Consider the following 24,527-nt stretch of genomic DNA (forward strand, 5'->3'; position numbering starts at 1 on the left):
TTCACAGGGCTTCCGCAAACCTGCCCACATCGAGCACGTCGCGCCGCGTGCGCGGCAGGTACACCCCCTCCTCTGCCTCGATGATTCGGCGCTCTCGATTGCGCACGCTCTGCCACAACTGCGGCGGAGTGATACGGCGGCCTGGATTGACCTTGTTGAATTCGGCGATCGCGCTACGTGCCTCGACCATGCCGCCCTGGTCCTGCTCCATCGCGGCGCGCGCAAACTGCGTAACCAAGTCCTGGCGGCGCTCGTTGAGCCGTCGATCCGCGCTCATCAGCGCGCTACGACCCTCGAAGGCAAGGCGGATCTCGGAGGGCGAGAAGCCGGACGCCTGCCCGAGCACGCCGGCCAAGCTCACCTCGTCCTTGATGACCACGCCAGTCCGGTCGACTTCACCTTCGCTGTACTGGCGGTATGCCTTGATCGGGTTGCGCGCGAAGATCGGCAGCATGTCCTCCAAGCCGCGGGCGTAATCGCCGTCTGACATCTTTTGCGCGCCCTTGGCCGCATTCACGCCCATGCCGATCACCGGGCCAAGCATGGCCGTGGCGAAGGCTTCGGCCCAGCGCTGACCCTCCAGGCTCTCATTCACGTCCGGCAGCAGCAGCTTGTCCAAACCCACGCGCCCGGAGACGTCCCACGGCGTCAGACGCGAGAAGCCGCGGGCGATCACCTCGGAGGCTTTCGGCCCAAAGGCGTCTGCCAGCATGTTGCGCAAGGCAACCTCGGCGTCCCACGGCTCATCGTCGCTTCCACCCAGCGCAGAGGCCAGCGCCAGAAGCGTGCCAACCATCGGCAGGCCCAGCACGCCGGCCGCGGCCGCGTGCATGGTCATCAGCGAGGCAAAGACCTTGCGCGCCTCGCGCCTCACCTCGGGCGACTCGCCCTTGACCGATTGGTAGGCATTGCGCGCGATCGTGTAGATCATGTTCTGCGCGTATTGCTTGAACAGCAGCACAACCTTGGCGACGTTGCCCTGCATAACCCGCGGCCGGTTGCCGGCCGAGTAGTCGAAGTGTCCGTCGTAGGTCGCCTTCACCGCCTGCGCGTAGGCCGTGTCGTGCTTCGCCCCGGCATCCCGCGCAAGACGGTAGGCAGCCAGGAATGTAGCCTGCCGGTTGAAGCGCTCTGCATGGTGGAACAGGAAGCTCGCGGCGCGCATTACCGGGCGGATCTTCCACATTACCTTGGCGTCCTCGCCCTGGGCGATGCCGGCGAGGTCGTGCGCCATGGTCACGTCGATCACCCCAGTTCGCACCGCCTCATCGTAGGCGGCGATCTCATCCTCGTTCTTCAGGCGCGAGCGAAGATCGTTCTTGCCCTCCATCGTTTCCTTCGAGGCCGTCATCAGGGCGGTGCCAGCCTTCCTGAATCCCCACTTAGCACCCAGCACCGGGTAGGCGACGAGCGGCGTCTGCGACAGGTTCACAACCGCGGCGGCCGGCGAAATGCCCAAGTAGTAGACGAAACCGAAGCTGGTCAGCGCCGTCGAGAGCGGGTTGCTCTTCGGGTTCATCATCGCTTCGTGGCGCTTGTTCATTTCATCAACGACACGCTGCGCCGCAGGCTGGTCGAAGTCCTCAAGCGCGCTCATCTCGTCGACGTGCTTCTGCATGCGCTCGAGCTCGGCCTGCATCTGATCGCCGTACCGCAGCTTGGCAAGGTAGCGCGCGCCGTGGAAGGTGTTTTGCGCGAAGGCCCGGCGGGCATCCTGGCTGAAGCCGGGCGTACCCTTGCGGTGGATGCCGTGCTTCGCCCACGACAGATCGGGCAACGACGACAAGTAGAGTTGGCCCAGCGTGTCTTCCAGTTCAGCCATCACGCGAGGATCAAGCTGCTGCTCATCGAGCGCGTTGAACAGTTCGGACATGAAGCCGCGCCCGACCATGTCTCGTCCAGCGATGAACTCCTTGCTCAGAATGACGCGCCCGACCTGATACCCGTCCTTCGCCGGGAACGCCTTGACCATCTCCTGACGCATGGCTTCCGCCTCGGCCATCGTCTCGGCGCGCGACACGCTCGCAACCTTGCCGTTTTCGTCCTTCGTCACCACGACGTACTGCCCGAAGCGGGCGAGCGGGAAGTACACGCCCTTGATCGACTTGAAAAAGTCGTCATCCATGCGCTTCAGGAGCTCCGCACGCCGCTCTTCTCGGAGTTCGCTGCGCATGATCCGATCGGTGATGGCCTGCCGCACCTCCGCATGATGCTTGCGGTAGTGGTCGCGAGCCTCCCGATAGACCTTCTGCGCCTCCGGCGAGAGTTGCGCAAATTGCGCCTTGAGCATGCGGGTCTTGGGCAGATCGTCGCCCGGCATGTACTCGACTGCCTCATCCGCGTCGATCTGCGCCAGAGTCGCGTCGTGCATCAGTTCGGCCAGCTTGCCCTCGTCAGGCAGCTTGCCCCAGCGGCGCGCGAGATCATCGGCGGATGCACCGACATCGTTCTTGTCGGCCTCCATCTGCGCGGCGAGGCGGTCGTACTCGGCCAGCGGCAGCACGTCGCCATAGACGTCGACCAGTTGCCGGCGGCCAAGGAACTGCAGACCCAGCTTCAACCAGTCGGTCAGCTTGTGCTTGCCGGCCCTCTTCACGTCGTGGACGGTGATTGACTTCAGGCCGTCGCCGATGTTCTTGGCGAGAGCCTGGGCGCCTTTCATGCTGGCGCGGCTGAACTGGACGTCCTGCGACTGCTCGTCTTGCGCCATGCTTGCAGAAACCGTCACAGAGCGCCCACGCACCTCGCCAGTGGCGGCTTTATCCAGCCCAGCCATTGCGTAGCCGACGAAGTCGTCGACGGTCATGGTCTTCGCCCCCAGGCCGTTGCGCAGCGCCCAGGTGCGGACCATGCCAAGGAACGAGCGCAGGAAGTCGCCGATACGCTTCCCGAGCGTCTTGTCAGCCCACTGCACGAAGGCATTGTCGGCGAACTGGTAGCCCGCGCTCCGGCCTTCGATCACAGCCTGCTCGACGATGTAGGCGGATGCCTCAGACGCCTTGTTCGATTCGCCGGCCATTGCCATGCGACGCGCTACGCGATCGAAGAAGGCGCGCATCGCCGGGTCTTTCAGCGACTGCCGGCCGCGCACCATTTCCATCGCGCGCTGGTCGATCTTCTGGCGCTGCTGGCCGTGCATCACCTCATGCAGCAGCACTGCGGTTGCGGTGACAGGATTCAGGTTCGGGCCGACAAGGAAGGTCAGGCCCGACTTGGGATCGTAGAAGCCGTTGACGACACCGGCCGTAGAGAACTTGCGCATCGTCGAGTCGAGGTCGCGGCCGGTCTTCTCGGCCACGATCCGGCCAACTTCACGCATGTCCGCGGTGTTGATGACGACGGCGCCGCCACGCTTGCCGGCACGGCCACGCTCCAGCATCTTCTGCGTAACCTCCGACAGTTCGCCGAACTGCAGGCGCATCGCCCGGACGAGCCCCTTCTCGGTGATACCGGTCAGCAGTGCGTTGCGATCGCGCAGGGAGGTCGCCGAGAAGGCCACTTCAGGGTCAGCATCTCCCGGCTGCCGGTCCCCGCCATCAACGGCCGGGCGGTCGATCACCACCATGCGCGCATTGACGCCCGTCTGCACAGGAAGGGCGGGGTCCATGAACGAGCCTTCGGGCAGCTTCTCCGACGTGCCGCCAACGGATTCGAGCCAGTCGCGGAAGTCTTGTGCACGCTTGTCCTGACCGAAGAAGACCCCTTCGCCCATGATCGCCACGATCCGGCCGCCAGGGCGCAGCAGCGTGAATGCGTGCTGCACATGCTCGGCGTCGCGGCGGTCGCTGAAAGGCGGGTTCATGATGATGCGGTCGTAGCCGCTCCACGATCCGCGATGCGCCACCCCTACAACCTCGTCACGGTTGTACAGCCCAAGACGATTGCCCTGTTCGTCTTCGAGTCGAACGCGCTGGCTGCCCATGCCCCCTAGGCCACGCAAGACGCCTTGCTTGCCATCAGGCGCGCGGAAGATGTCGCCGTAGGTGAAGAAGCTGCGCGGCTCCATGTTCATGAAGTCGTTCACTTCGGCGACGTGGTAGCCCTTTTCCTCCAGTAGTTCGCGGCGATCGGCGGAAATCTCCACCACGTCCGGCTCTGCACCCGCCTCCCGGATGCGGTCGGCGATGTGCCCCATGCCGGCGCTTGGCTCAAGCACTGCCATGTCGGGCGTGATGTCCGCCGCCTCGACCATTTGGTCGGCGATCTCAGCCGGCGTCGGGAAGAAGTCCAGCCCGTCCGCGCGGCGCCCGACCATCGCGAGCTCCATCTCGCGGACCTTGTTGGCCACGGCGGTTTCTTGCAGTCCGATCACCTCCCGCAGCGCCGAACGGAACTCGCTCGGCGTCTCGATGCCGATTCGGGAAAGAAGCTTGCGGCGGTCGTAGGCGTTCTGGAACTGCCACGGCACGGAAAGGCCGTTGGCCTTGTTGCCGCGGCGCCCGATGGCTTCCACCAGCTCCTTGCCGAACTCGCCCGACAAGGTGATGCGCTTGTCACCATCGCCCGCCCACACCTTTCGGCTCATCGCTTCGGACGGACTCAGGATGACGCGGTTCTGGCCGCGCTTGACCGGCAGCACGATGGCCTTGCCGACCAATCCACTCCTGCGGATGGCGCGCTCGGCGTCATCGCGGCTGGCGAACTCGGCCAGCGCGTCACCGCGCCCGAACTGCGACACCGCACGGATGTTATTTCGGGCGAACTCAAGATAGGCGTCAGTCACGTCATCGGCCACGCTCATCAGCTTCTGGCCGAGCTTCTTCGTGCCGTCGATCTCTAGCATCTGGCGGCCGAGCATCGCAAGATCGGAGCGGAACGCGGTGTAGCTCGGGAACTCGGCAAAGCCTGCCGTCTCGGCGGTCGCCGGCTCGCCCCTGCGCTTTTCCTGTTCAGCGTAGCTCGGGTACTTCGCGCGCAGTTCATTGTCCTTGGCGGTGCGCACGTAGCCCAGCAGCGCATCGACCTGCGTGCGCGTGCGCACGGCATCGAGGAACTTCGCCTTGCCGCCCTGGATCGCTTGCGCGATGTTGCGCATCGTCCGGGCCGTTGCCTTCTGTGCCGCCGCCGCGTTGAGCGCCGCCGAGGCAAAGCGGGCGCGGCGCGCGGTGTTGGCCTTGCGATCGCGGCTCTCTTCGGCGTTGGCTTCCTGCTCCATGCGGTCAGCCATCTCGACCAAGCGCTCGGCTGCGGTCTGACTCTTATCGTCGGCGAATGCGTCACGGCGCTGCTCGACCTGATCCTTCGCTGCCTCAACGTCGCCGCCCGCCAGCTTCAGGAATGCCTCTGCATCCTCGCGCGTCCTGAACTGGAAGCCGGGCACGGCGCCGTTGCCACGGAACGTTGAATACCGCCCGCCCAGCCGCTTTGCGCCAGCCAACACGGTGTTGTAATCCTCCCTGCTCAGGCGGTCGGCCAGTTGCACGACGAAAAGGTCATGCCCGTCGCGCGTGTGCTTTGTTGCGATTATCTGCCCGCCCGTTGTCTGGCCGGCTGCGCGAACCTCATTTTGCGCAGCACGCTTGCGCGCCTCGCGGGCCTCGCGCGTTCCTTCTGCTTCGAGCTCGTCGTAGCGGATGCGCTGCTCCGGGGTCAGCATCAGAAACGCCTCATGCCGCGTCTTGCCTTCCCGGATGTGCTCGCTCATCAGGCTGCGGTAGTCGTTGAGCGTCTGCGGGTTCGCCATTGCCTCAGCGCGCGCCGTGCGGCGGACCTCAGCCTCTCGAATGGCCGCCTCGCGGTCACGGACGTACTGCGCCAGCTTGTCGGCGTCGGTCGCCTCGACCATGCGGCGCACCGCTTTCTGGTAGCTATCGCGCGCAATGCCGTAGCTCACGGTCTCGCCAAGTGCGTACTCGCCGATCATCTGTCGATAGACGGCGTCGACCACGCCGTCTTTCTTCTCGTTGGCGTAGCGCATTTGCAGGTACGGCCCGCCATCGCGCAGCAGTTCGGCCTTGGTCTTTGCGCTCAGTTCGGCCTTGATGGCGGCCTCGTTGGAGACAACCTGGTCGAACGATGCCTTGAACGCCTCGGGCGTGGCCTTGCCGGTGCGCACGGACGCCATCAGCGCCTCGTGCTGAGCGGAAAGGCTGGCTTCGCCGTCGGCGGCAGACTCGGCTCTCACCGCATCCACCAGTTCGCGCACTCGGCGCTTCGAGTCAGGCACGCTCATGCCCTTTTCGCGAAACAGCGCGGCCAGGTCGAACTTGTCGTCAGTCAGTGTGCTGCCATCGGTCGGCGCCAGCTTGATACTGGTCGGGTATCCGTCCTTCCCGTAGTTCACGCCTGCCAGGTTGGCGATCTTGGTGATGGCCACCGGCTCGCCGCCCTTGTTCCATGACAGGATGCGCTCCATCAGCTTGCGATCGCGGGACTCCTTGCGGCCCTCCTTCTCTTGGCGAGCCGATTCAGCGGCCTGCTGGTCAGCCTGGATTTGTTCTGGCGTGCGTGCAGCCATGGCGGCCTTACGCGGGCTATCCTGGCTGGCCTTCTGCCAGGCGACGAAGGTGTCGATAGCGCGGTCATAGGCGCTGTTGCGTTTGTCGGCCTGCTTGCTGTTCAAGCCGGAGCGGCCCGCGACATAGCCGCTGTAGGTGCCCGAGCGGACGCTCATCAGGCGGCGGTACTGCCGCAGGTACTCGGCGCGGAGGTCGGCGGTTGCTTGCTCGACGGCTGCCTTCTGCGCGGCAGTGGTGGCCACAGCCAAGCCGGCGTCGCGGGCCGCGTCGATATAAGCATGGAATTCATCAGCGTCAGCCTTGCCGCGACTGGTACCGCTGTGCGAGATGCCGGAGTAGCTGGCTTGGGCCTCCTGCAGCGGGAACTCGACGTCGGCAGTGCGGGCGTTCTGGCTGGCGGGCGAGCGGCGAACATCAGGCACGTCTCCTGCAGCGGGCCGTTGTGCTACAGTTTCATCACTGCTTTGGCCCGATGGGATCGTGGCCGGCCCCCCAGCAATATCCTGGGCCGGTTCAGCAAACGGGGCCGACGAGCTGGCGTTGGTTGATGGCTGGGCCCGGCCATCCTCCCAAAGCAGATTCCACCCTTTGTTCTTGATGAAGCCCTTCCGCGCAGGGAAGGCAGACCGCACGGTGTAATAGTCGCCGCCTTCGTCCTGCGCTCCGCGCAACTCAACGAACATCACACGATCGTTTGCCAGCTCGTGAATCGCGACGAGTTGAGCGGTTTTCCCCGGCTGCCACAACTGATTGATGTTGCGCGCGATGTCAGCAACAAAGCTGGCAACATCGTTGAATCCAAGGCGTCGAATGTCGTCGCCATGTCGGATCTCGATGTGATGCTCGCCAAAGCTGTCATCACCTCGCTGAAGCCGAATCTTCCCCGCCTGTCGGCGCATCGCCAGCGCCATCTCCGGCGTGATCTCACCGAAGTCGATGGAGCCGTCTGGAGCTGAAACGAACGCTTCGGGCTGACGGGCGTCCTGATCTCCTGTTGCTCCATTCCCGCCCTCTGCCGTCTGCGTGTCGCCCTCCGTCACCGCAGCGGCCGGCTGAGCAACATCAACCCACTCGCCGGGCTGCAGACGTTCGCTCATTGCCTGCTGCTCAGCAGGCATCAGATCCCGGTTTCCTGACCACTTTGCCCCGCTCAGGCGGACCCAGTCGCCTCTGAACTCGGGCTTGATGTCCTTCGGCTGCTGGCCTTGGCGCATGGCATACGGGATGCCCCACCTGACGCCGTTCTCGTCGTTGTAGAAGACACTGAAGTCCGGAAGCGCTGCGCTCGGGCCCTGCGCTGCATCGGCAGTTCTCGAAACGTCGGCCTTCTTGCGCACCACGTAGCCCTTCATCCCGGCCTGCACGGCTCCAGCCGGCACAACCTCGTGCGTCTCAGCCAGTCCGCGCGCGTTGAGTTCGCGCGAGGCTGCGGCCTTGATGGCAAACGCCTTGCCGTCCTTCGCGGTGATGACGTTGAAAAGCGGATTGGCGGCGATCTCCTTCGCGCCCTCGGCTTGCTTCTCGCCGGTGGGATCAAGGTTGTCGCGGTGGATATGCGTCGCCTTGCGCTTGCCGTCTTTCGTGAACATCGGCATGCGTTCGCGGGCGCTCGACAGGTCGGCGGTGCGCACCGTGACGGTGTTGCCGTCGCGGTCCTTGAGCGTCGTGAACTCAAGAACTTCGGGCTGCTCGGCACCGGGCTGGGCCGATTCGCTACGCGGGCTAGTTGCGGGCGTTGCAGCCTGAGCGCTCGGCGAGTTCTTCACCGCCTCCAGCGCCTGGTCTATCGGCGCGTCAAGCACGATGGCCTTGACCTGCTTCCCCTGTTCGGCGGCGGCCAGGGCTTGATGGTGCCCGTCGACGATATGGCCGTCGCTGGAGACGATCACAGCCCTGTCGCCTGCGGCAGTCTTCGCGGCCTCGACCTTCTCCGGCGAGTACTCGGCCTGCGTCGGTTTGAGCGATGCCGCATCGACGCTCGTCGTTTCGTGCGCGATGCCTTGGGCGTTCAGGTGCTTGACCAGTCCGCCATGGGACTTGGATGGCACTTGCGGCATTTCTGCCCGGGGGATTCCGAGCGTTCCGGTTTCGGGGGCGAATCTCCTTTCGCCTTCCTGTCCGCTCGCTTCTTGCGCTCGCGCAGCCACTTCGAAACGTTCGGGCGCATCGACGGACTGTACCCCTTGGGCAAATGCCACATTGGCCTGCTGCAGCTGCTCCTTGATGCGCTTGCGCTGTGCCTTCAGCGTCACCGGAACCTTGCGGCTCTTCATTGCCGTTTGGATGTCGCCACCTCCTGCGCCCATGGCGTCAGGCGCGGCAGCGAGGATCTTGCTCTCTACTTCCTGCAACTGACGGCGGAGGTCGTCTGCGACGGGGGCGGCAGTCGGAGCGGAGGCTTCGGCTTGCTGTGCGACGGCCGGCGTCGGCTGCTCGACAAGGACCGGCTGCGCAGTCTCAGAACGTGTGAATCAATCTCGGCTGAGATCGGATATCGTTCAGGCCATGAAGCCCGAGCCGAATTCGCCGACCGAGGGGCAGCGTAGCGCTGCGTTGTTTGACGACTTGCCGGTCCCGGCTGAAGGCGCGGCGGCACCTGCCGATGCGCCCCAGGGACGCCCGCGCGTGCAGACGGCGCAGCGCAACCAGATCGAGTTGCGCGCCTGCGACCTGGATGCATTGCTTGCCCCCGGGCATGCCGCGCGCACCGTGTGGGCCTTCGTGCAATCGCTCGACCTGGCGCCGCTGTATGCGCGCATCAAGGCCGTGGAAGGCCGCGCGGGCCGGGCGGCGATCGATCCGGCAATCCTGGTGGGGCTGTGGCTGTACGCGACGATCGATGGTGTGGGTTCGGCGCGCGAACTGAACCGGCTGTGCGAGCGCGACGATGCCTACCGCTGGCTGTGCGGGGGCGTCGGGGTCAATTATCACAGTCTGGCCGACTTTCGCACCGAGCACGCCGCCTGGCTCGACGCACAGCTCACGCGCAGCGTAGCGGCCTTACTCGATCGGGGGTTGGTTCAGCTCAACCGCGTCGCCCAGGACGGCATGCGGGTGCGCGCCCATGCCAAAGCGGCCAGCTTCCGCCGCCGCGACCGGCTCGCCCGCCTGCTGGCAGAGGCGCGTGCGCAGGTCGAGCGGCTCAAGCAGGAACTGCATGACGATCCGGCGGCGAGCAGCCGCCGCCAGCAGGCCGCCCGGGAACGGGCCGCGCGCGAGCGCGAGCAGCGCCTGGCCCGGGCATTGGCGACCCTGGACGAGCTCGACAAGGTCCAGACGAAGAAGGGACGGACTGACAAACGCAAGGCCGCACCGCCGCCCGACGACGAGCCGCCGGGCAGCGCGCCGCGCGTGAGCACCACCGACAGCCAGGCGCGGGTGATGAAGATGGCCGACGGCGGCTTTCGCCCCGCCTTCAATGCGCAACTCGCCGTCGATGCCGATACCCAGATCATCGCCGCGCTCGAGCTGACCAATGCCGGTACCGACATGCAGCAGATGGCGCCGATGCACACCCAACTGCGCAACCGCTATGGCCGCACGCCCGCCCAGTGGCTGGCCGACGGCGGCTTCGCCAAGCTCGAGCACATCACGGCGCTCAGCGCCGCGGGCACCGAGCCCTACGTGCCGGTGCCCGCCAGCCGCAACCCAACCATCGACCCGCACCTGCCCAAGGACGGTGACAGCGCGGCCGTCGCCCGGTGGCGGGCCCGCATGGGCACCGCGGACGCTGCCGAAATCTACAAGGCGCGCGCGGCCAGCGTCGAATGTGCCAATGCCCAGTTGCGCCGTCGCGGGCTGCACCGGTTCAATGTCTGCGGCACCGTCAAGGCACGCGCCATCCTGCTCTGGCATGCGCTTGCCCATAACCTGATGCGGGTGGCGGCCCTGGAGGCCGCAGCAGCCCACTAAACAACGCCGACGGCGCCGCCCAAAAAGGCTCTGCGCCACGCAGCACCGCCGGCTCCCATCTGATCAAACGGCCGCACCGCCGGTAGCTTCGGCCCGTCGGCGGCTTACGCCGACAAAGCGGTCCTCGGCCTACGCGCTCTTCGCATTGCGCTCGCCGCGAGCGTCGGCAATTTATTCACGCCTTCTCAGCGGAAGGAGCCGGGGTTGCGGCCGGTTGCTGCGCGTCTCGACGCTGGATCTCGGCCGTCGCGGCTTCTTTCCATCCAGGCTGACCGCTTGCCGAGAGGTATTGCAACTGCTCCGACGTACGGCCGGAAACGTCGAACTGCTCTGCGGACGGGGTCTCGTCTGCGGCTGTCTGGTTTTGATCCGAAGCCTGCGCGGCCGGCTCTACGCCAGCGGCAGCAAGGGGATCGCTCTTGATCGTGTTTTGATCGGCGACCGGCTCAACCTTTGCAAGCTCTGCCTGAAGCCGATCGCGCTCTTCGATCGCGCGGCGATCCCATCCGCCATTGGTGCGGGCTTGCTGCTCGATGAAGGCAAGGCGCTCGCGCATCTGCTCCGGCGTGTCGATCGCCTGCTTCTGCTCGGCCACCTTCGCGCCGGCCCGAAGGATCTCGCCGGTTTCTGGATCAACGGCCTGCGCCGCTTGCTGCATGGTCGCGGAAGCGCCGGTATCGACGGCCAGCGCAGCGGCGGCTGACATGGGGCCGGCAGCCGGGTCGAGGCCCATCTGTTGCGACGGGGTGACAGTCTCCAGCGCGCGCTCGTTGATGATCGGCGCGGGTGCAGGCGGGAATACGCCGGCACGGCCAAGCGCGGCTTCGTCGATGACCGGACGCTCGGCGGTCGGAGTGAAGCCTTGCGGCGAAGCGGGCGGCTCGTTGCCGGCTGCCGGCGGCGCCCCATCTGCCTGCTGCGCTGGGCGCGTCATGCCGCTGTAGAGCGACGCACCACCGCCCATCGCCATTCCCGCGAGCGTGCCCATCACGGCCGCATCTTCGACGCCTTCGCTCCACGGCTTGTCGAGCGCCAGGTTCTGGATGATCTGCTCGGAGATCGACTGCGGCAGTTCTTCGAGGAAGCCCTCGGAGATTGCGCCCTCCACCACCTGACGCGGGATGCTCTTGGCCGGCAGCTTGGCAATCTCGCCGGCAACTGCCTGCGGCTTGGCGCCTTGGGCGATCATGGTGTCGACGTCGCCCAGGCCAAAGCGCTGTGCAACACGGCCCCCGAGGTAGCCGAACAGCGTACCGAGCGCGCCGGTAGCCACGGCGGCGCCGGCCTGCGTCGGCGTCAGCAGACCGTCGTCTGTTTCCTGCCGGATGGCCTCGGCCTGTGAGCCGGCCATCATCGTTCCTTCCCCGATTGCACCAGCAGCCGCGGCGCCCTTGGCGCCCATCTGGCCCAGCCTCGTCGCGCCCATCACCCCACGCGCAGCGACGCCGCCGGCAAGCATCGGAGCGATGGACTCGGTAACGGCGCTGGCGATCAACGACGGGTTCTGGAGGGCAACGGACGTCTTGTCCAGCACGCCGTCAGCCTCTTGGAACTGGCGCTGCTGCTCCTTGAACTGGTCGGTGTGGAGGTCGGAAAGGATCTCCTTGGCCTCCTTCGGGCGGAAGCCGAAAGAGCCACCTTCGTTCTCCAGGAACTTTCCGACGCGGCCGCCAGTGGGAATATCGGCAAGGCCGACGATCGCCTCGGGAACGGCGATTGCGCCCTTCAGAGCGGAAAGGCCAAGGTCTCGAGCGTGACCGGAGATGCCCTTGTTCTTTGGCGGTTGGATACCGAGTTCATCGAACAGATCTGCGTTTGCCTGCCTCGGGCCATCACTGCCAGCCGAGTCGATCTGCAGTTCGTCGAAAAGATCCGCCATCTCGCACTCCAAGCACTATGTGCCCGGAGTGTCGGCGTGCCTTCGAGGGGGCTCCAGCCCTACAAGGGGCGAAGGGGCCGCAGAAACGGCCCGAAGGCTTGTCAAGGTGCCTTGTAGCCCATGGCGGTTTGCAGTTGCAGGGAAAGGGTGAGCCTGAGCCGGACGACGCCCGCGGCAAGTTCGAAAGAGATGTTTTCTTGCCTGTCAATAGTAAGCTAAACTGTTCATGACCTCTGTGTATAAAACTGTTGATATCCTGTTGATAACTTTAGAGAAGCGATGAGCCACTTAGATGACGCGATCAATCTCGTTCTACGCGAACGTCGTGAGAAATTGGAGCGCCATTTCGAAGGCGACATTTTCGCGTACTACGGTGAGATTGCAGTAGGTTGGCTGCCTTGGTTTCGGGCCAAGCTCGAAACGGTTGCAGACAAACGCAGAACGAATCGCTTGGTTGTTGTTCTAAACACACCAGGTGGCCATGTCGAAGCTGTCGAGCGAATGGTTGAGATGATCAGAAGGTACTACCAAGAGGTGTACTTTCTGGTCCCAAACATGGCTATGTCTGCAGGAACTATTTTTTGCATGTCAGGCGAGAAGATTTTTATGGATTACTCGTCTGCACTTGGACCAATCGACCCGCAGGTTCAATCGAAAGATGGAACCTGGGTTCCAGCTCTTGGATATTTAGATAAGTTCTCAGAATTTGTCGACAAATCAAAACGCAACGAGCTTTCTTCAGTTGAGTTTGCAATTGCTCAAAACCAAGACTTGGCCTTGTTGAGGCGCTATGAACAGTCGAGAGATTTGTCAGTTTCACTATTAAAGCAATGGTTAGTTCAGTACAAGTTCAAGAGTTGGACTCATCATCGGACGTGCGTCAATAGAATGGGGCAGGAGGTAACTCATGAGGAGAAGCAAGAGCGGGCGGAAGAAATCGCTAGACAACTAGGCGACAACGGAATTTGGCATTCACACGGACGCATGATTGGGATAGAAACCCTTCAAACCAAACTACGTCTTGAGATCGAAGACTTCACTGACGACCGCAATCTTCGTGAAATTGTGAACAGCTACCATGATGTGATTGCAGATTACGTTCAACGGCAAAACTGGGCGCTATTCGTAGATGGGCGCGGGATTAACTAAATGGAGGTCAGTTATGTCGGTTGTTGAGCAAATTGAAGCGATGCTCAAAGAACAAGAGCCCCATATGAACATTCCTATTGATATGCTAAAGCAGTTTGAAGACCTAGTTGCATCTGGCGCTATTCACCGCCGAGTCTACGACATACCGCCAGTGAATGTGTTCGGAAGTCGGGATGCACTCCCCTTGCAGATTAATGCAAGCAACATTAAGGCAATTTCTTCCACTTCGAGAGGCGGCGGCATTCGGATCTCTCGTTAATGGCTCCGCCGTTTGCAGAGATCAGCTAGGTGGCTGAAGGTGCAAAACGCCCCTTACGGGGCGTTACTATTTCTCGAATCAGAGGACGACTACGTCCTGCATCAGCTTGTAATCCGTCGTCACCGCAAAGCCGCGCCCGTCAGGGTGCGGGATGCTGAGGCCACCGACCCTTCTCGCAACGCCACGCGCCTCGAGCTTCGCGTTCAAGAAGTCGCGCAGGCTGGTGAGCCACTCGTCCGAATACGGACTCGCGTTCAGGTGGTCCATCAGGTCTTCGCGGATGTTCAGAACTGACTTCCCGTACTGCACCGGTGTCTGCCGGAAGCTGCTGTCGTCATTCAGGGACACCAACACCGCTCGGACGCCAGCCGGCATGGTGATCTCGATCTGTTGCGCAATGGGGCCTTCTGCGCTATACGTATCCATGTGAATTCCTTTGTTCAGAGGGTTTCGCAATCCGCGCCTCAGCGATGGCAGTCGCTGGGGCGCTTCCTTTTTGTGCTGCCGAACTCAGATTCTCACAAGTCTCCGACAGTGCAAGAGGGCCGAAAGCAACTTTTTGGGGCTTGCAGATAGCGCACGATGTGATAGCGCTCATGCGTCCGGGTCTCCATCCCTCATCGGGAAGAAGTCCTCAGTTTCGCAAGGGACGCCATAGCACTCGGCCCCTTTCATCGCGTCGGACAGCCGCTCAAGCGCCTCGCCTGCGTACTCGTGCGATGCCTCGATGTCGCAGCTGCCATAGGCAATCGCAACCTCTATGGCTGCCCATACCAGCCGATCCTTCACATCTGCCGGAAGTGCAGCAGCGTCGAGCTTGAGTCCTTTCACCGTTCGGCGGATCAGCGGCGCGCCCGCAAAGTCGTACAGGTTGCTCATTGCGCACCTCCGCTCGGGGGATTGAGCAACTCGGTCAGCCTCGCAACGCCGCGCTCGTTGTAATGAAAGCTCTCGACCTGTTTCGAGGAGTACGGTGATTTGTCCAGGCGGAACTCCCCGTGCTCCGTGGTCTTAACTCCATGCTGATTCGCCAACCGCCCGACCGCATTGGCGGAGATGCCGAGGCGCTCGCCGACTTCGCTAGCGGTGTAGTGCCGTTCGGCCAGTACAGGAAGGGTGATTACTTCGTCGCCGGCCACAGGGTTGATGAGCTTGGCGAAAATCACTTGACGGGATGGTTCGCTCAGGCTCGGAAACTGGGCGCAGATCCGCTCGGCCACCTTCGATGCCATGTCCAAGGCGCGCGCCTTGCGGTACTGCGGGAGGCCAGAAGAAGGCGGTGGATTCATCGCGGTATAGCTACCCGTCTTGCGGATGGCGGGCAAGACTTCGTGCGTGACCCAGCGCTTGAACGGCTTCGCTTCCTGCTTGCTGCTGCCGAGGATGGCGGAGTAAAGGCCGGACTCGTTGATGATGGTCACGCCTCGATTTCCGAAACCGCCGATTTGGCGGTTTTGCTTTTCATCATCATCCAGCCGCACGCACATCTTGTGGGCGTCCGAGTAGTCGAGGATATCTGCCACTTCCATTGCAATGAACCACGGCTCTCCGTTGTCGTCCGTGATAACGCGGATGGGTGCTCCATTGAAGTTGAAGGGGGTGATGTTCATTGCCGCGCCTCCTCTTCTTTCCTTGCCTGCTCCAAGAGCTTGACGACCATCCAGTTCATACTGCGATCAGCCTTCTCGGCGCGACTCTTGACCCACTCCTTCAGCGGAGCCGGCAAGCGCAGCATCATCGATGCCATGTTTTGTTTCTCTTCCATTTCACGCCCCTATATCACCATTAGATTAGTGACACTGTTTCTGTGTCACGTCTTCAGTATAGGTCGCACTGTTTTGGTGTCAAGACTTCCTGACACGAAAATGGTGTAATCGCACCATGGAAGATGATCGGTACACGCGCATTACGCTGCGCATCCCCAAGGACTTGCATGCTGCCCTGGCAGCAGAAGCTGATTCGACCAGCAAAAGCCTGAACGCCGAGATCATCGCTCGCCTCGCGGCAAGCCTTGAGCAGCCCGGCTTTTCGTCGGTGAAGATGATGGGGAAGATTGGCGACGCTCCGAGCATCATTGACGAGATCGCGGCCAAGCTGGCCGCAACACCTGCCGAGAAGCTCGCGCTCCCGCTTGCCGAGATCATCGACGACCTTCGGCAGACGCAAGGACGCCTCACCAAGGCGGCAGCCGATGCCGAGAGGACAATCAAGATCATCAGGCGCGAACTTCCTTCGGGCACCCCTTACCGATCGGATCCACTGGCGCTCATTCGTCACTTGATCGAGGACGCTGAAGAGCGCCAGCGCAGAGCCCCGCGTGTTCGTCCGCGCGCACTGCTCAAGAGGACGACGTTGCGAAAGCACGTCAAGCGCAAGCAGAAACCATGAAGCCCGCGACCGCTCTCGTCGTGCTCGCCACGTTTCCCTCCCTAGCGTTGGCTGGCAACTACGCCGAGTGCATCCTCGATGTGGTGCCGGGGGTCCAGAATGACCCCGCGGCCTACGCCGCCCATCAGGTGTGCCTGTCGAAGTTCCCTGGCGGCATCCAGGCCGTCAAGCAAGGCTCAGGGCGCGGCTTCTTCGCCTACGACTCAGGCGCCGAGTGCACGCTCAAAAAGGCTGGCGACACCCGTAGCCAAAGCGGCGCCGCCATGATCTCGGCGAGTTGTCGGAAGCTGTACGATGCGACGCAAGACCTGTTCGACGAACTCGGAATCGACCCAAACGAGACGCCGCGTCGTTAGCCAACCTGATGGCCGTTCTGCCGCAGAAGCTCGATCACCTGCTGCTCGGTCATTCCTCGCGCCTTTGCGGTCTCGCGCACTCGATCCATCGTGATTGATGCGGCCTGCGCCGGCGGCTGCTCGACAAACTGCCCGGTCTGATTGTTGAGCACCCTGCTCGGCACAGTACGCAGCATCCCCTGCGGCGTCACCTCCTGGCCGCCCGGCACGACCGTGTAGCGGTTGGGCGCGTCCTTCCCGTTCATAGCCCTGATCTGCTCGGCAACCGCGGCACGCTCTTCCGGCGTCTTTGCATTTTCGTATGCCGTATACAGCTTCTCCACGCGCTCCAGGCCGCGCGCCTCGAACCCGCGCACGTTTGCCTCCGTGTCTGCGCGCTGCTGGTCAATGCCAAGTCGCCCACGGTCAATCGCTGTCCGATTGGCTTCGGCCTGGGCCGCAAGTCCGCGGTTTGCAGCCCCTTCTCGCTCACGCATTGCAAGCTCTGCCGCGGCGCGTTGGTTCGCCACGTCTGCATTGCGCATCGAAACCGTAGCGTTCAGGCGCGTGCGCCCCATGCCCTTCATGGACTCTTGCAGCGCGGACTCGCGGAACCGGGCATTCGTCTCGTCGACGGCGGAGTTTCCAATGACACCCCCGCGCGGGCCGCCGTCTGATCCGGCCTGGGCGTCCAGATAGCCCTGGCGGATGGCATTGGCCGCCGCCATGCGCTCGTTGGCCGCGTTCAGATCGAAGCCGCGCGTGTAGTTCTGCGGGAGCGCCCCTTCGCCATTGCCGGAGAACTCCATCACGCCGTTTGCGCCGCGGCGCGCGGTGACGTTCGAGCCTCGAACCAGCTGCTCGGCGTTGTAGAAGCCCAGCGCCTGATCGTTCGCACCACGCATCCCGTTGGACGCCTCGCGCTGCCATGCGGAACGGTAGGCGTCGCCGGCATCGTTGCGCTGCTGATCGGTCAGAGCGGACGGGTTGAAGCCTTGAGCGCTCGGCGCCGCGGACGCGCGTGCGGGTGCGGCGCCCTGGCGCTGCGGCGCTGCGGCGGAAATCGCAGGCTGCGGCGCAGCGGGTGCAGATTGCGATGCGCCGGCCTGCGTGGTCGTGGTCGTCGGCTGCTGATTGCGCGCCCTGATCGCTGCGGCATCCGAGCTGTAGAGAAGCGCATCCTTCACTGCCCCCCAGGCGGCGCCAGCGTTCGGATTCGGCGCGGGCTGTCCAAGCGCCTCCGGCGAGTAGCTTCCTTCCTGCTGGGGGGCGAGTGCAGACGCAATCTTCCGACCAAAGCCGGCGATCTGCTCCGTTGCCGCCTGGCCGCCAGCCATGAAGTCACGTGCTGCCGCGCTTGCGCCGCCCGCAATACGCTGCGTTGCGGCATTTCCGCCGGCAACAAAGCCCTGCGCGAGATCAGACGGACGAAGCGGGTCGCCCTGCGGCATCTGACGGAGCGCTCCGCTGGTCGTAACGATCGGCGCGCGCTGCACCGAGTCGAACGACCCGGGTTCAGCGGGGCGCTGCATGATCGGATTCGGACGGTTGGCGGCTTGCGGCAAGTCTTTCACTCCCAGCGGCTCGCCCTGTGGCATTTGCCTTGGAGCGCCAGATCGCGGGATGCCTGGATCACGCTGCATCGACGAAAACGACCCGGCCTGCGTCTGCGGCTGCGCTGCGACAGGCTGGCTCTGCGTTCCAGTCGGCATCTGCGGCATCTGCATCATCGAGCCCTGCGGCATCTGGCGCGGCTCGCCTGTGCGCTGGATGTTCGGGCTGCGCATGTCGACGAAGCCAATTCCAGCAGGGCTGGCCGGCGGGCGGCGGCGCTCATCATCGACAAGCCCGCCATCGGCAAACCCTATCGGCTCTTCGATCAACGATCGGCGACTCATCGCGCTTTGCTGATCGATCTGCCCACGAAGCTGCGCGCCCATCTCCGCATTGCGGGATAGCGCCTCAGACCGGCTCTGCCGCTGCATCTTCGCCTGCCGATCGAGCACCTCTTCCTCGATCTGGCGCGACTGGTCAAAGCCTTGGGCGATCGCCGCCTCATTGCCGCCCATCGGCATTTCGTCATCCACGAGGCCGCCATCGGCAAAGCCGGCCGCTGCGTCAATCTGGCGCTTGCGGTTTCTGAGCGCATCAGCCGCAGAGCCGATCGACGGCGCAGCCGAGCGCTGGGCAGGCTGTTGCGGGGCTGGCGCTGGCTGCGCGCGCGGCGCGGGTGCGCTGCTTGTGCCGTACTTGGCCGAGATCCGAGCGATCAGGTCGTCGGTGCTTTCCACTGCGCCGCCGTCTGCAAAGTAGAGCTCGCCCTCCTGCGGCTTGAAGCCCATGGCGGCAACCGGCGTGTGCGTTGCGTCCTTCATCTGGTCGAGCACCTGCGCGCCGACGGCATGCACCTGCTCGGGCGGCAACTGGTATTCGCCGTTGCTCACATTGACCGGAACAGGCTTTCCAAGCTGGCCCAGCGCCTTCTCGCCTATCTTCGCAGTCGAGTCCGCGGGCATGATGTAGCTACCGCTCAGAACTTCGGTCTTGATGCTGTCGGACGTGCCGGTGCCTGGGCCTTTGATCTTTCCGCCCTTGGGCTTGTCCTTGGGCGCGGCGCCCGCCTTGAATCCGTACATGGGTGGCCCCTAAAGAAAAACGGCTCGAACCGGTCTGATGCTCCGGTTCGAGCCGTCATCGGGCCAGCCCTACAGGGGGATGCGCTACGCGGCCGTCTTCGGCGTCACCTCGCCGCTCACATCGCCGCCATAGCTGTAGCTGACGCTGTTGCTGGCCGAGCCGCTGATACTGGCGCTGGCGTTGACCATGCCGTAGGCGCTGGAGGTGAGTTGCGCATAGACCTGGGCGCCGACCTTGGCCGCATCGAGCCGCGCGTTGTTGGCCTGGATAGCAACGTCAGCGTTGATCTTGGCCGTCTGCAGAAGCAACTGCTGGCTGGCCTCGTAGTCCTTGATCTGCGTCTCCCAGCGCATGGTGTGCATTTTCGCTTCGGACTCGACGGCTGCCGCCTCCGCCTTAAACGCATCCAGCAGCGCCCCGCTCTGCACGCCCAGCGCACGGATGCGTTCGCCTTCGGTCTGCACCTTGGCCTTGTAGCCGTCCCACTCGGCGGTCTTGGCCTGCACGAGCGCGTTGTAGCGGGCGAGTTCGGCTTTCGCCTTCTCGGCCTGCGCGCTGACCTTCGCCGAGAAGGCGTCGGCTTTGGTCTTGTACATGTCGACCAGCGTGCTCTGCGCCTGGACGCTGGCCTTGAATGCCTCGACCTTCGCAGTTTCCGCATTCACCTGGGCGATGTAGGCCCGCACCTGCTCGCCGGCCGCGCTGATCTTCGTCTGCTCCAACTGCACCAGCGTCTGCGCCGCGCCAACTTGCGCGCGATAGATCTCGACCTGGGACATGCCGGCCTCGATCTGCGCCTTGTACTGCTGCACCAGGGCGTTGTTGATGTCCGCCTTGGTTTGCTCGCCCTGAAGCTGCGCCTTGTAGATTTCGACCTTGGCGAGTTCAGCCTTGATGAGCGTGTCGTAGGCTTGGGCGTAGGTCTGGTAGCCCGCCAGCAGCGCCTTGTACTGATCGACGGCGGCGGCATGGCTCTGGATGGCATTTTCGGCGTACGCCTTCGCGGCCTCGAACGAAAGCTGCTCCAGCTTGAACGAGTAGTCGATAAGCTGCGCCTCAAGCTGCATGCCGGCAGCGATCGTGTCCTTCAGGTTTGCCTGCTCAAGCTCGGCCTGTTTGATCGCCACGTCGCGCGAGAACTCGGACAGCTTGTCGTAGTAGTTCTGGCGGGCTTCCGATAGTTGCGCCGCGAGCGTGCCAGACGGCAGGGCGAAGCCCATCGCCTCGGATGCGCGCTGAATCTCGGCTTCGTTCGCCAGTGCGATCTTCGTCTCCCGGCTTCGCGCCCGATCCCAGATCGCCTGCTCCACCGCCTCGGGAAGCCCTGTGCCGCCCGCCAGCCGGGCACGAAGGATCGCCTTCAGGTCCTCGAGAAGCGCAGAGGCGTATTCCGGCCCTCGGGCGTACGAGAACGGCGTCGGGCTCACGAGCGTGAGCGTCGGCACGTCCTCCAGGCGCGCAAGCCAGTCTTCGTGAAGATCAACGCCGGAGAAGGAGACAGAGTTCAGCGTGAGGTAGGTCGGCGCGGAAGGAAAGGAGACGACCGGGGCTGTCGGGATCTCGACGTCACCCGCCGTCGGCACTGTCGGCGCGGCGCCGTAGCTCAGAGTCGGCGCGGTCGGAAGCGTCAATGTCGGCGCGACTTCGGTGAAGTCGTCGATGACCACGCCGGGCATCTCGATCGACAACTCAGTCGGCTGTCCAGACGGGACGGCGAAGCTGATCGTCGGCATCGACGGCGCCACGGGCATTGCCGGCAGATCGGGCGCCGCAATGCTGTTCCATGTCATCGAGATCGTCGGCGGGCTGTAGATGCTCGCATTCAGTGCGGCAGTGAAGCTCGACATAGCCGAGCGCGATGATTCGGCGTAGCTGTACGCGCGGTCGAATGCTTCAGAGACTTCAGTGTAGGGACCGGACATGGTCAAACCCTCCGCGTTCTGGATTGAGCGACCAGCACTTCAACCCGATCAAGTGTGAAATCGTCGCCGTCCGGGTTGCTGAATCCGAACGCCAGATAGTTCTCTCGGATGCCCTTTCCGGGCTTTGCGCGCGACTGCCCGGACGGACGGAACGGGAACGGATAGCGGTATTCAGCTTCGCCGGCGCCCTGGACGATTAGCTCGCCGCGACCTTCTCCGTCAGGGATCGAGAAATAGACCATGTCGAGAAACTTCTTGCGCGAGTCACCCCACAGCGTCTCTCCGGTCACGGCTTCCGCGACGATCGGCTGCGCCACGTCGAGGTCTCCGCCGAAAGCGTAGAGGCCGGTTGCGTTACCGGCGTGCGTTGGTGTCGCCGCGTGAAAGCCGTAGTTGTCGTATTCAGTGATCGCGCCGGTCAGGGTGTTCATTACGATCGCATCCATTAAAACACTCCGATATTGAATAGCCATGGGTACGGCTGTTCATTGATATGAAGGATCTCGTGGGCATCTTGGTCGCCGACGCCGATGAGGTGCGCGGCGGTCGCGTGAACGTCGCGGCGGGACACGTTGTGCTGCGAAAGGACGGCGCCGTAGTAGGTCCGTACGCACCCCTCAGCACCTCGATCTAGGGTCAAATCATCCATATCGAGCGACAACCTCTTCCGGTGTCAGCGTTAAAAAGCGGGTGATTGGATCGCCGTAATCCCACGGGGCAGTCGCTGTAATAGCCGCGCCACACCGCCCGATTGTTACCATGTTCGTGTGCAGGCTCGCATCCGTCGTATCGTTGACGGCCACGGAGTAGTTACCTGCGGACAGCGTCCCCTCTTCTCGCGCGGTCTGGACGCGCTCCGGGCACACATCTTCGTACAAGCAACACGCGTCGTACCGAGCATCGAAGTCTGCGACCCAGCCGCCGGTAAACCCCCCGGTTCTCGGCTGCGCAAGTTCGGCGACATAGCTTGGCGTGCCTGGGTAGTACGTGTTGCTTGTGACGACGGTCGGTCCGGAGACCTCATCCCGAAATCCGATGGAAAATGGCTTCGGGATGGAGAAGCGGACTTCTCCAACATCGTTGACGACCTTTATGTGGTGCTGGTTGCTGTCGGACGGCCGCACCGCCAACACCCCCTCGTCAGCTCCGAGGCTGTCGCTCCTGCGGAAATCGGCGGCGATCAGAACGCTAGGGATGGGCGGCGAAATCTCGCGCACGGCGACGGTCAAGTCGTCGACCGCGTCGCCCAAAATCTCGACTTCGTATGCAGCAATTCTGGCGGTGATGCGCGGTTCGTAGGACACCTCGTAGCAAATGCTGCGCGCCTTCCTTCCGTCCAGATTGAAATACCAGCCGTGGAAGTTGGCCCAAGTCTCTGCCGGCCTAAAGGCGCCGATTGTCGTCTTCACGCCGGAGTCGAGGTCGTACGCGAAGAAGTTGAACTGCCCACCTGTGGAGGTGAAAGCAGCGGACCGCTGTGCCCCCACCAAGAGCTTCTTGTCCCCGACGCGGGCAAAAGCTACTCCGTCGACGTTCCCGCCGGAGATCGTCGCCAAAATGCTGCCGTTGTTATAGACGTTCACCCCACTGCCTCGGTTCAGCGATCGGCGCACGAACCCCGCGCTCTTCGTCGTGTCGGTGAAGTTCTCTCCGAACATGCCCGACGTCCCAAACTGGAACCAGCGATCGAAGAAGAACTCGATGGTTCCAGAAAGGACATAGAAGTACGTGTAGTTGTAGGTCTTGGCGTCCCACGAGAGCACATCCGTCTCCGGGTTGCGCCCCTGCCAGTCGACCGTGCCGTAGAGCAGATCAACACCTTTCTCGACCCTGTACCTCGACTGCGGTTTGCCCTCTTTCCAGTGCGGTCGCAATGCAACATGCGGGCTCCCGCCGTAGAGCGTTCCGAGCGGCCGATTCTCCGGCGTGAATGGCTTACCCCACCACCGGGCCGGGCCTTCGTATTGCCATGCGCCGCCATCGCCTACGCCACTGGTCGGGCGGCAGATGAAGCCGCCGAGCATCTTTTCTTCGCCGACGCCTCTCGTCCAGACCTCGACCACGTCCTGGCCCATGAACGACGCGCAGCGAACACGTGATCCGTCTGAAAGCACCCGATTTCGGATGTGGTAGTCGCCAATGGCGACGCCGCACGCCTCGGTGAAGAGCTTGTAGGCGTGGAACACCTCGCCGCGTTGTTGCCCAGTCAGATCGGGACCGTAAACGATGAGACGCGGAGGCACCCGGCCGGTGATGGGCTCGCCGTTGAAGCCGATCCAGTTGTGGTTCTGAAGGCGGCTCATTGCGGAATCGCCACGTACTGAGGGGTGCCGTCGCGCATGCGGAAGTGCGCGTGCACCTCAGACGCAGTGGCGCGGTATCGACCTTCGGTCATGCGGAGCACGCCGCCGCCGTTGAACCCGGCCAACAAGATCCCGTCCGCGATGCAGATCATCGCCGAGCCTTGGCCCGCCCCATCGCCCTGCTTCACCAGCTCGCCGCGCACGGGCACCCCGGAGCCGAGCACCACCGGGCCATCCAGCACCTTGCGATAGACAAGGCTGTCGAACTGGCTGCCCGACAGGAATGCGAGATCCTTCGTCGTGCCCACGTAGATTCCGTCGTCCACCGGGACCACCAGCGTGATCGGGTCGATGAACTGCTTGAAGTCGCGCCGCTCGTCGAACACCTCCACATTGTTGGGCAGCGAGGCGTAGAGCACGTTGTCGTGCGCCACCAAGACACGGTTGCGCCACACCGTCAGGCATCGTCCTGCGGGTGCGGGCGACATGAAGGCCGTGCGGCACGGCTGCACGAGTTCGTCGTTCTTGCCGGTGAAGCTGAACAGTCCGCTTTCGGTCGAGCCCAGCAGGTAGGCTTCGCCGCCGTTGTGCAACGAGAGATAAACGTTGATCTTGTACCCGGCTTCGGCCGGCAGGCCAGAAAGGAAGATGCCGCCCTCAGAGAGCGTCACCGGCAGGCTGAACGCCGGAGCCCCCTCACGCCCGTCACTTGCGCGCACGTAGGTGATCTGCCACCGGTACTCGCCGGGGAAGAGGTCGCCCGCGACTTCGGTCAAGGCGCCAACGCTCGGCGGCGTTGGTACGCCCCAGGTGCACCAGGTGACACCATCGGTCAGGCCACAGATGAGCCCGTTGCTGAATGCGACACGACCATCAGGCAGCGCGCAGTACCAGACGCGATCGGAGCCGAGGCCCATGTAGATCGTCGTGCGCGTCTCGCCGTGGATGGCGACCAGATCGCCTTCGCATGTGGCGAGCATGAAAGCGCCGGCGTCAAACAGGTTCTTGTGGCAGCCCTCTTGCACGATGGCGTAGCCGGCGCGGCGCCGAAGTTCGCCTGTCAGTCCCGCATCGACGTTGGTCGCCCGCGCGAGTTCTGACGGACCGAGCCGGTCAGACGGGAGCACGTTGTTGATGCCGGTGAATTTCTCGAATGTCAGCATGAAGGCGTCCTTGAGAGTTGACCGCGACCTACCATCGTCTCGGGCGGAATGTGCGGCGCCCGGTGGCCTTGTGAGAAGACTGGAACGCCGACCCCGCTCGTCGGCTCGACGCCTGGAACGGC

General features: G+C 63.5%; 15 protein-coding genes. 4 read left to right on the top strand and 11 right to left on the bottom strand.

All coding sequences use genetic code 11. From position 1 onward, the window contains the following. Nucleotide 1 precedes the first annotated feature (1 nt). Nucleotides 2-8,731 (bottom strand): PLxRFG domain-containing protein, encoded by an 8,730-nt coding sequence (locus AC731_RS20110; RefSeq protein WP_048709790.1) that lies wholly within the window; start codon nucleotides 8,729-8,731, stop codon nucleotides 2-4. 352 nt (nucleotides 8,732-9,083) lie between these two features. Between AC731_RS20110 and AC731_RS05265 the strand changes: the two genes are divergently transcribed. After that, nucleotides 9,084-10,370 (top strand): IS1182-like element ISThu1 family transposase, encoded by a 1,287-nt coding sequence (locus tag AC731_RS05265; protein WP_048709925.1) that lies wholly within the window; start codon nucleotides 9,084-9,086, stop codon nucleotides 10,368-10,370. Nucleotides 10,371-10,545: 175 nt separating this feature from the next. Here AC731_RS05265 and AC731_RS05270 read toward each other — a convergent pair whose 3' ends face one another. Then, nucleotides 10,546-12,249, bottom strand: coding sequence for a hypothetical protein (locus AC731_RS05270; RefSeq protein WP_048709792.1), 1,704 nt, complete (start codon nucleotides 12,247-12,249; stop codon nucleotides 10,546-10,548). Nucleotides 12,250-12,528: 279 nt separating this feature from the next. Here AC731_RS05270 and AC731_RS19450 point away from each other — a divergent pair, with 279 nt between their 5' ends. After that, nucleotides 12,529-13,398 (top strand): SDH family Clp fold serine proteinase, encoded by an 870-nt coding sequence (locus tag AC731_RS19450; protein WP_082794254.1) that lies wholly within the window; start codon nucleotides 12,529-12,531, stop codon nucleotides 13,396-13,398. Between the two features lie 337 nt (nucleotides 13,399-13,735). Here AC731_RS19450 and AC731_RS05275 read toward each other — a convergent pair whose 3' ends face one another. From AC731_RS05275 to AC731_RS19455, 4 genes are all read right to left on the bottom strand, one after another. Further along, nucleotides 13,736-14,083: a hypothetical protein gene (locus AC731_RS05275; RefSeq protein ID WP_048709795.1), complete on the bottom strand. Its 348-nt coding sequence runs from the start codon at nucleotides 14,081-14,083 to the stop codon at nucleotides 13,736-13,738. Nucleotides 14,084-14,251: 168 nt separating this feature from the next. Next, nucleotides 14,252-14,536 carry a hypothetical protein gene (locus AC731_RS05280; protein ID WP_048709797.1) on the bottom strand — a complete coding sequence of 95 codons (285 nt, stop codon included), beginning with the start codon at nucleotides 14,534-14,536 and terminating at the stop codon, nucleotides 14,252-14,254. Then, nucleotides 14,533-15,267 (bottom strand): BRO-N domain-containing protein, encoded by a 735-nt coding sequence (locus AC731_RS05285; protein ID WP_048709800.1) that lies wholly within the window; start codon nucleotides 15,265-15,267, stop codon nucleotides 14,533-14,535. Before AC731_RS05285 ends, AC731_RS05280 begins: the two co-directional genes overlap by 4 nt. After that, nucleotides 15,264-15,422 (bottom strand): Arc family DNA-binding protein, encoded by a 159-nt coding sequence (locus tag AC731_RS19455; RefSeq protein WP_082794255.1) that lies wholly within the window; start codon nucleotides 15,420-15,422, stop codon nucleotides 15,264-15,266. The genes AC731_RS05285 and AC731_RS19455 overlap by 4 nt, the downstream gene beginning before the upstream one ends. Nucleotides 15,423-15,538: 116 nt before the next feature. Here AC731_RS19455 and AC731_RS05290 point away from each other — a divergent pair, with 116 nt between their 5' ends. Continuing rightward, nucleotides 15,539-16,045 carry a toxin-antitoxin system HicB family antitoxin gene (locus tag AC731_RS05290; protein WP_048709803.1) on the top strand — a complete coding sequence of 169 codons (507 nt, stop codon included), beginning with the start codon at nucleotides 15,539-15,541 and terminating at the stop codon, nucleotides 16,043-16,045. Next, nucleotides 16,042-16,401: a hypothetical protein gene (locus AC731_RS05295; RefSeq protein ID WP_048709806.1), complete on the top strand. Its 360-nt coding sequence runs from the start codon at nucleotides 16,042-16,044 to the stop codon at nucleotides 16,399-16,401. Before AC731_RS05290 ends, AC731_RS05295 begins: the two co-directional genes overlap by 4 nt. On the opposite strand, the gene AC731_RS20115 is transcribed toward AC731_RS05295, so the two are convergent. From AC731_RS20115 to AC731_RS05325, 5 genes are all read right to left on the bottom strand, one after another. After that, the gene (locus AC731_RS20115) at nucleotides 16,398-19,016 is read right to left on the bottom strand and encodes a hypothetical protein (protein ID WP_048709809.1); all 2,619 of its coding nucleotides are present in this window, start codon (nucleotides 19,014-19,016) and stop codon (nucleotides 16,398-16,400) included. The two genes, AC731_RS05295 and AC731_RS20115, sit on opposite strands and share 4 nt — an antisense overlap. 84 nt (nucleotides 19,017-19,100) lie before the next feature. Then, entirely contained in the window at nucleotides 19,101-20,939 is a 1,839-nt protein-coding gene (locus AC731_RS05305) for a hypothetical protein (protein WP_048709812.1), read from the bottom strand. A 2-nt stretch (nucleotides 20,940-20,941) separates the two neighbouring features. Then, complete coding sequence (locus AC731_RS05310) at nucleotides 20,942-21,370, bottom strand: hypothetical protein (protein WP_205626635.1); 429 nt, start codon at nucleotides 21,368-21,370, stop codon at nucleotides 20,942-20,944. Nucleotides 21,371-21,580: 210 nt separating this feature from the next. Beyond that, nucleotides 21,581-23,242 carry a hypothetical protein gene (locus AC731_RS05320; RefSeq protein ID WP_048709821.1) on the bottom strand — a complete coding sequence of 554 codons (1,662 nt, stop codon included), beginning with the start codon at nucleotides 23,240-23,242 and terminating at the stop codon, nucleotides 21,581-21,583. Continuing rightward, the gene (locus AC731_RS05325; RefSeq protein ID WP_048709824.1) at nucleotides 23,239-24,405 is read right to left on the bottom strand and encodes a hypothetical protein; all 1,167 of its coding nucleotides are present in this window, start codon (nucleotides 24,403-24,405) and stop codon (nucleotides 23,239-23,241) included. The genes AC731_RS05320 and AC731_RS05325 overlap by 4 nt, the downstream gene beginning before the upstream one ends. Between the last annotated feature and the right edge of the window lie 122 nt (nucleotides 24,406-24,527).

It is taken from the genome of Thauera humireducens, from assembly GCF_001051995.2.
Classification (GTDB): domain Bacteria; phylum Pseudomonadota; class Gammaproteobacteria; order Burkholderiales; family Rhodocyclaceae; genus Thauera; species Thauera humireducens.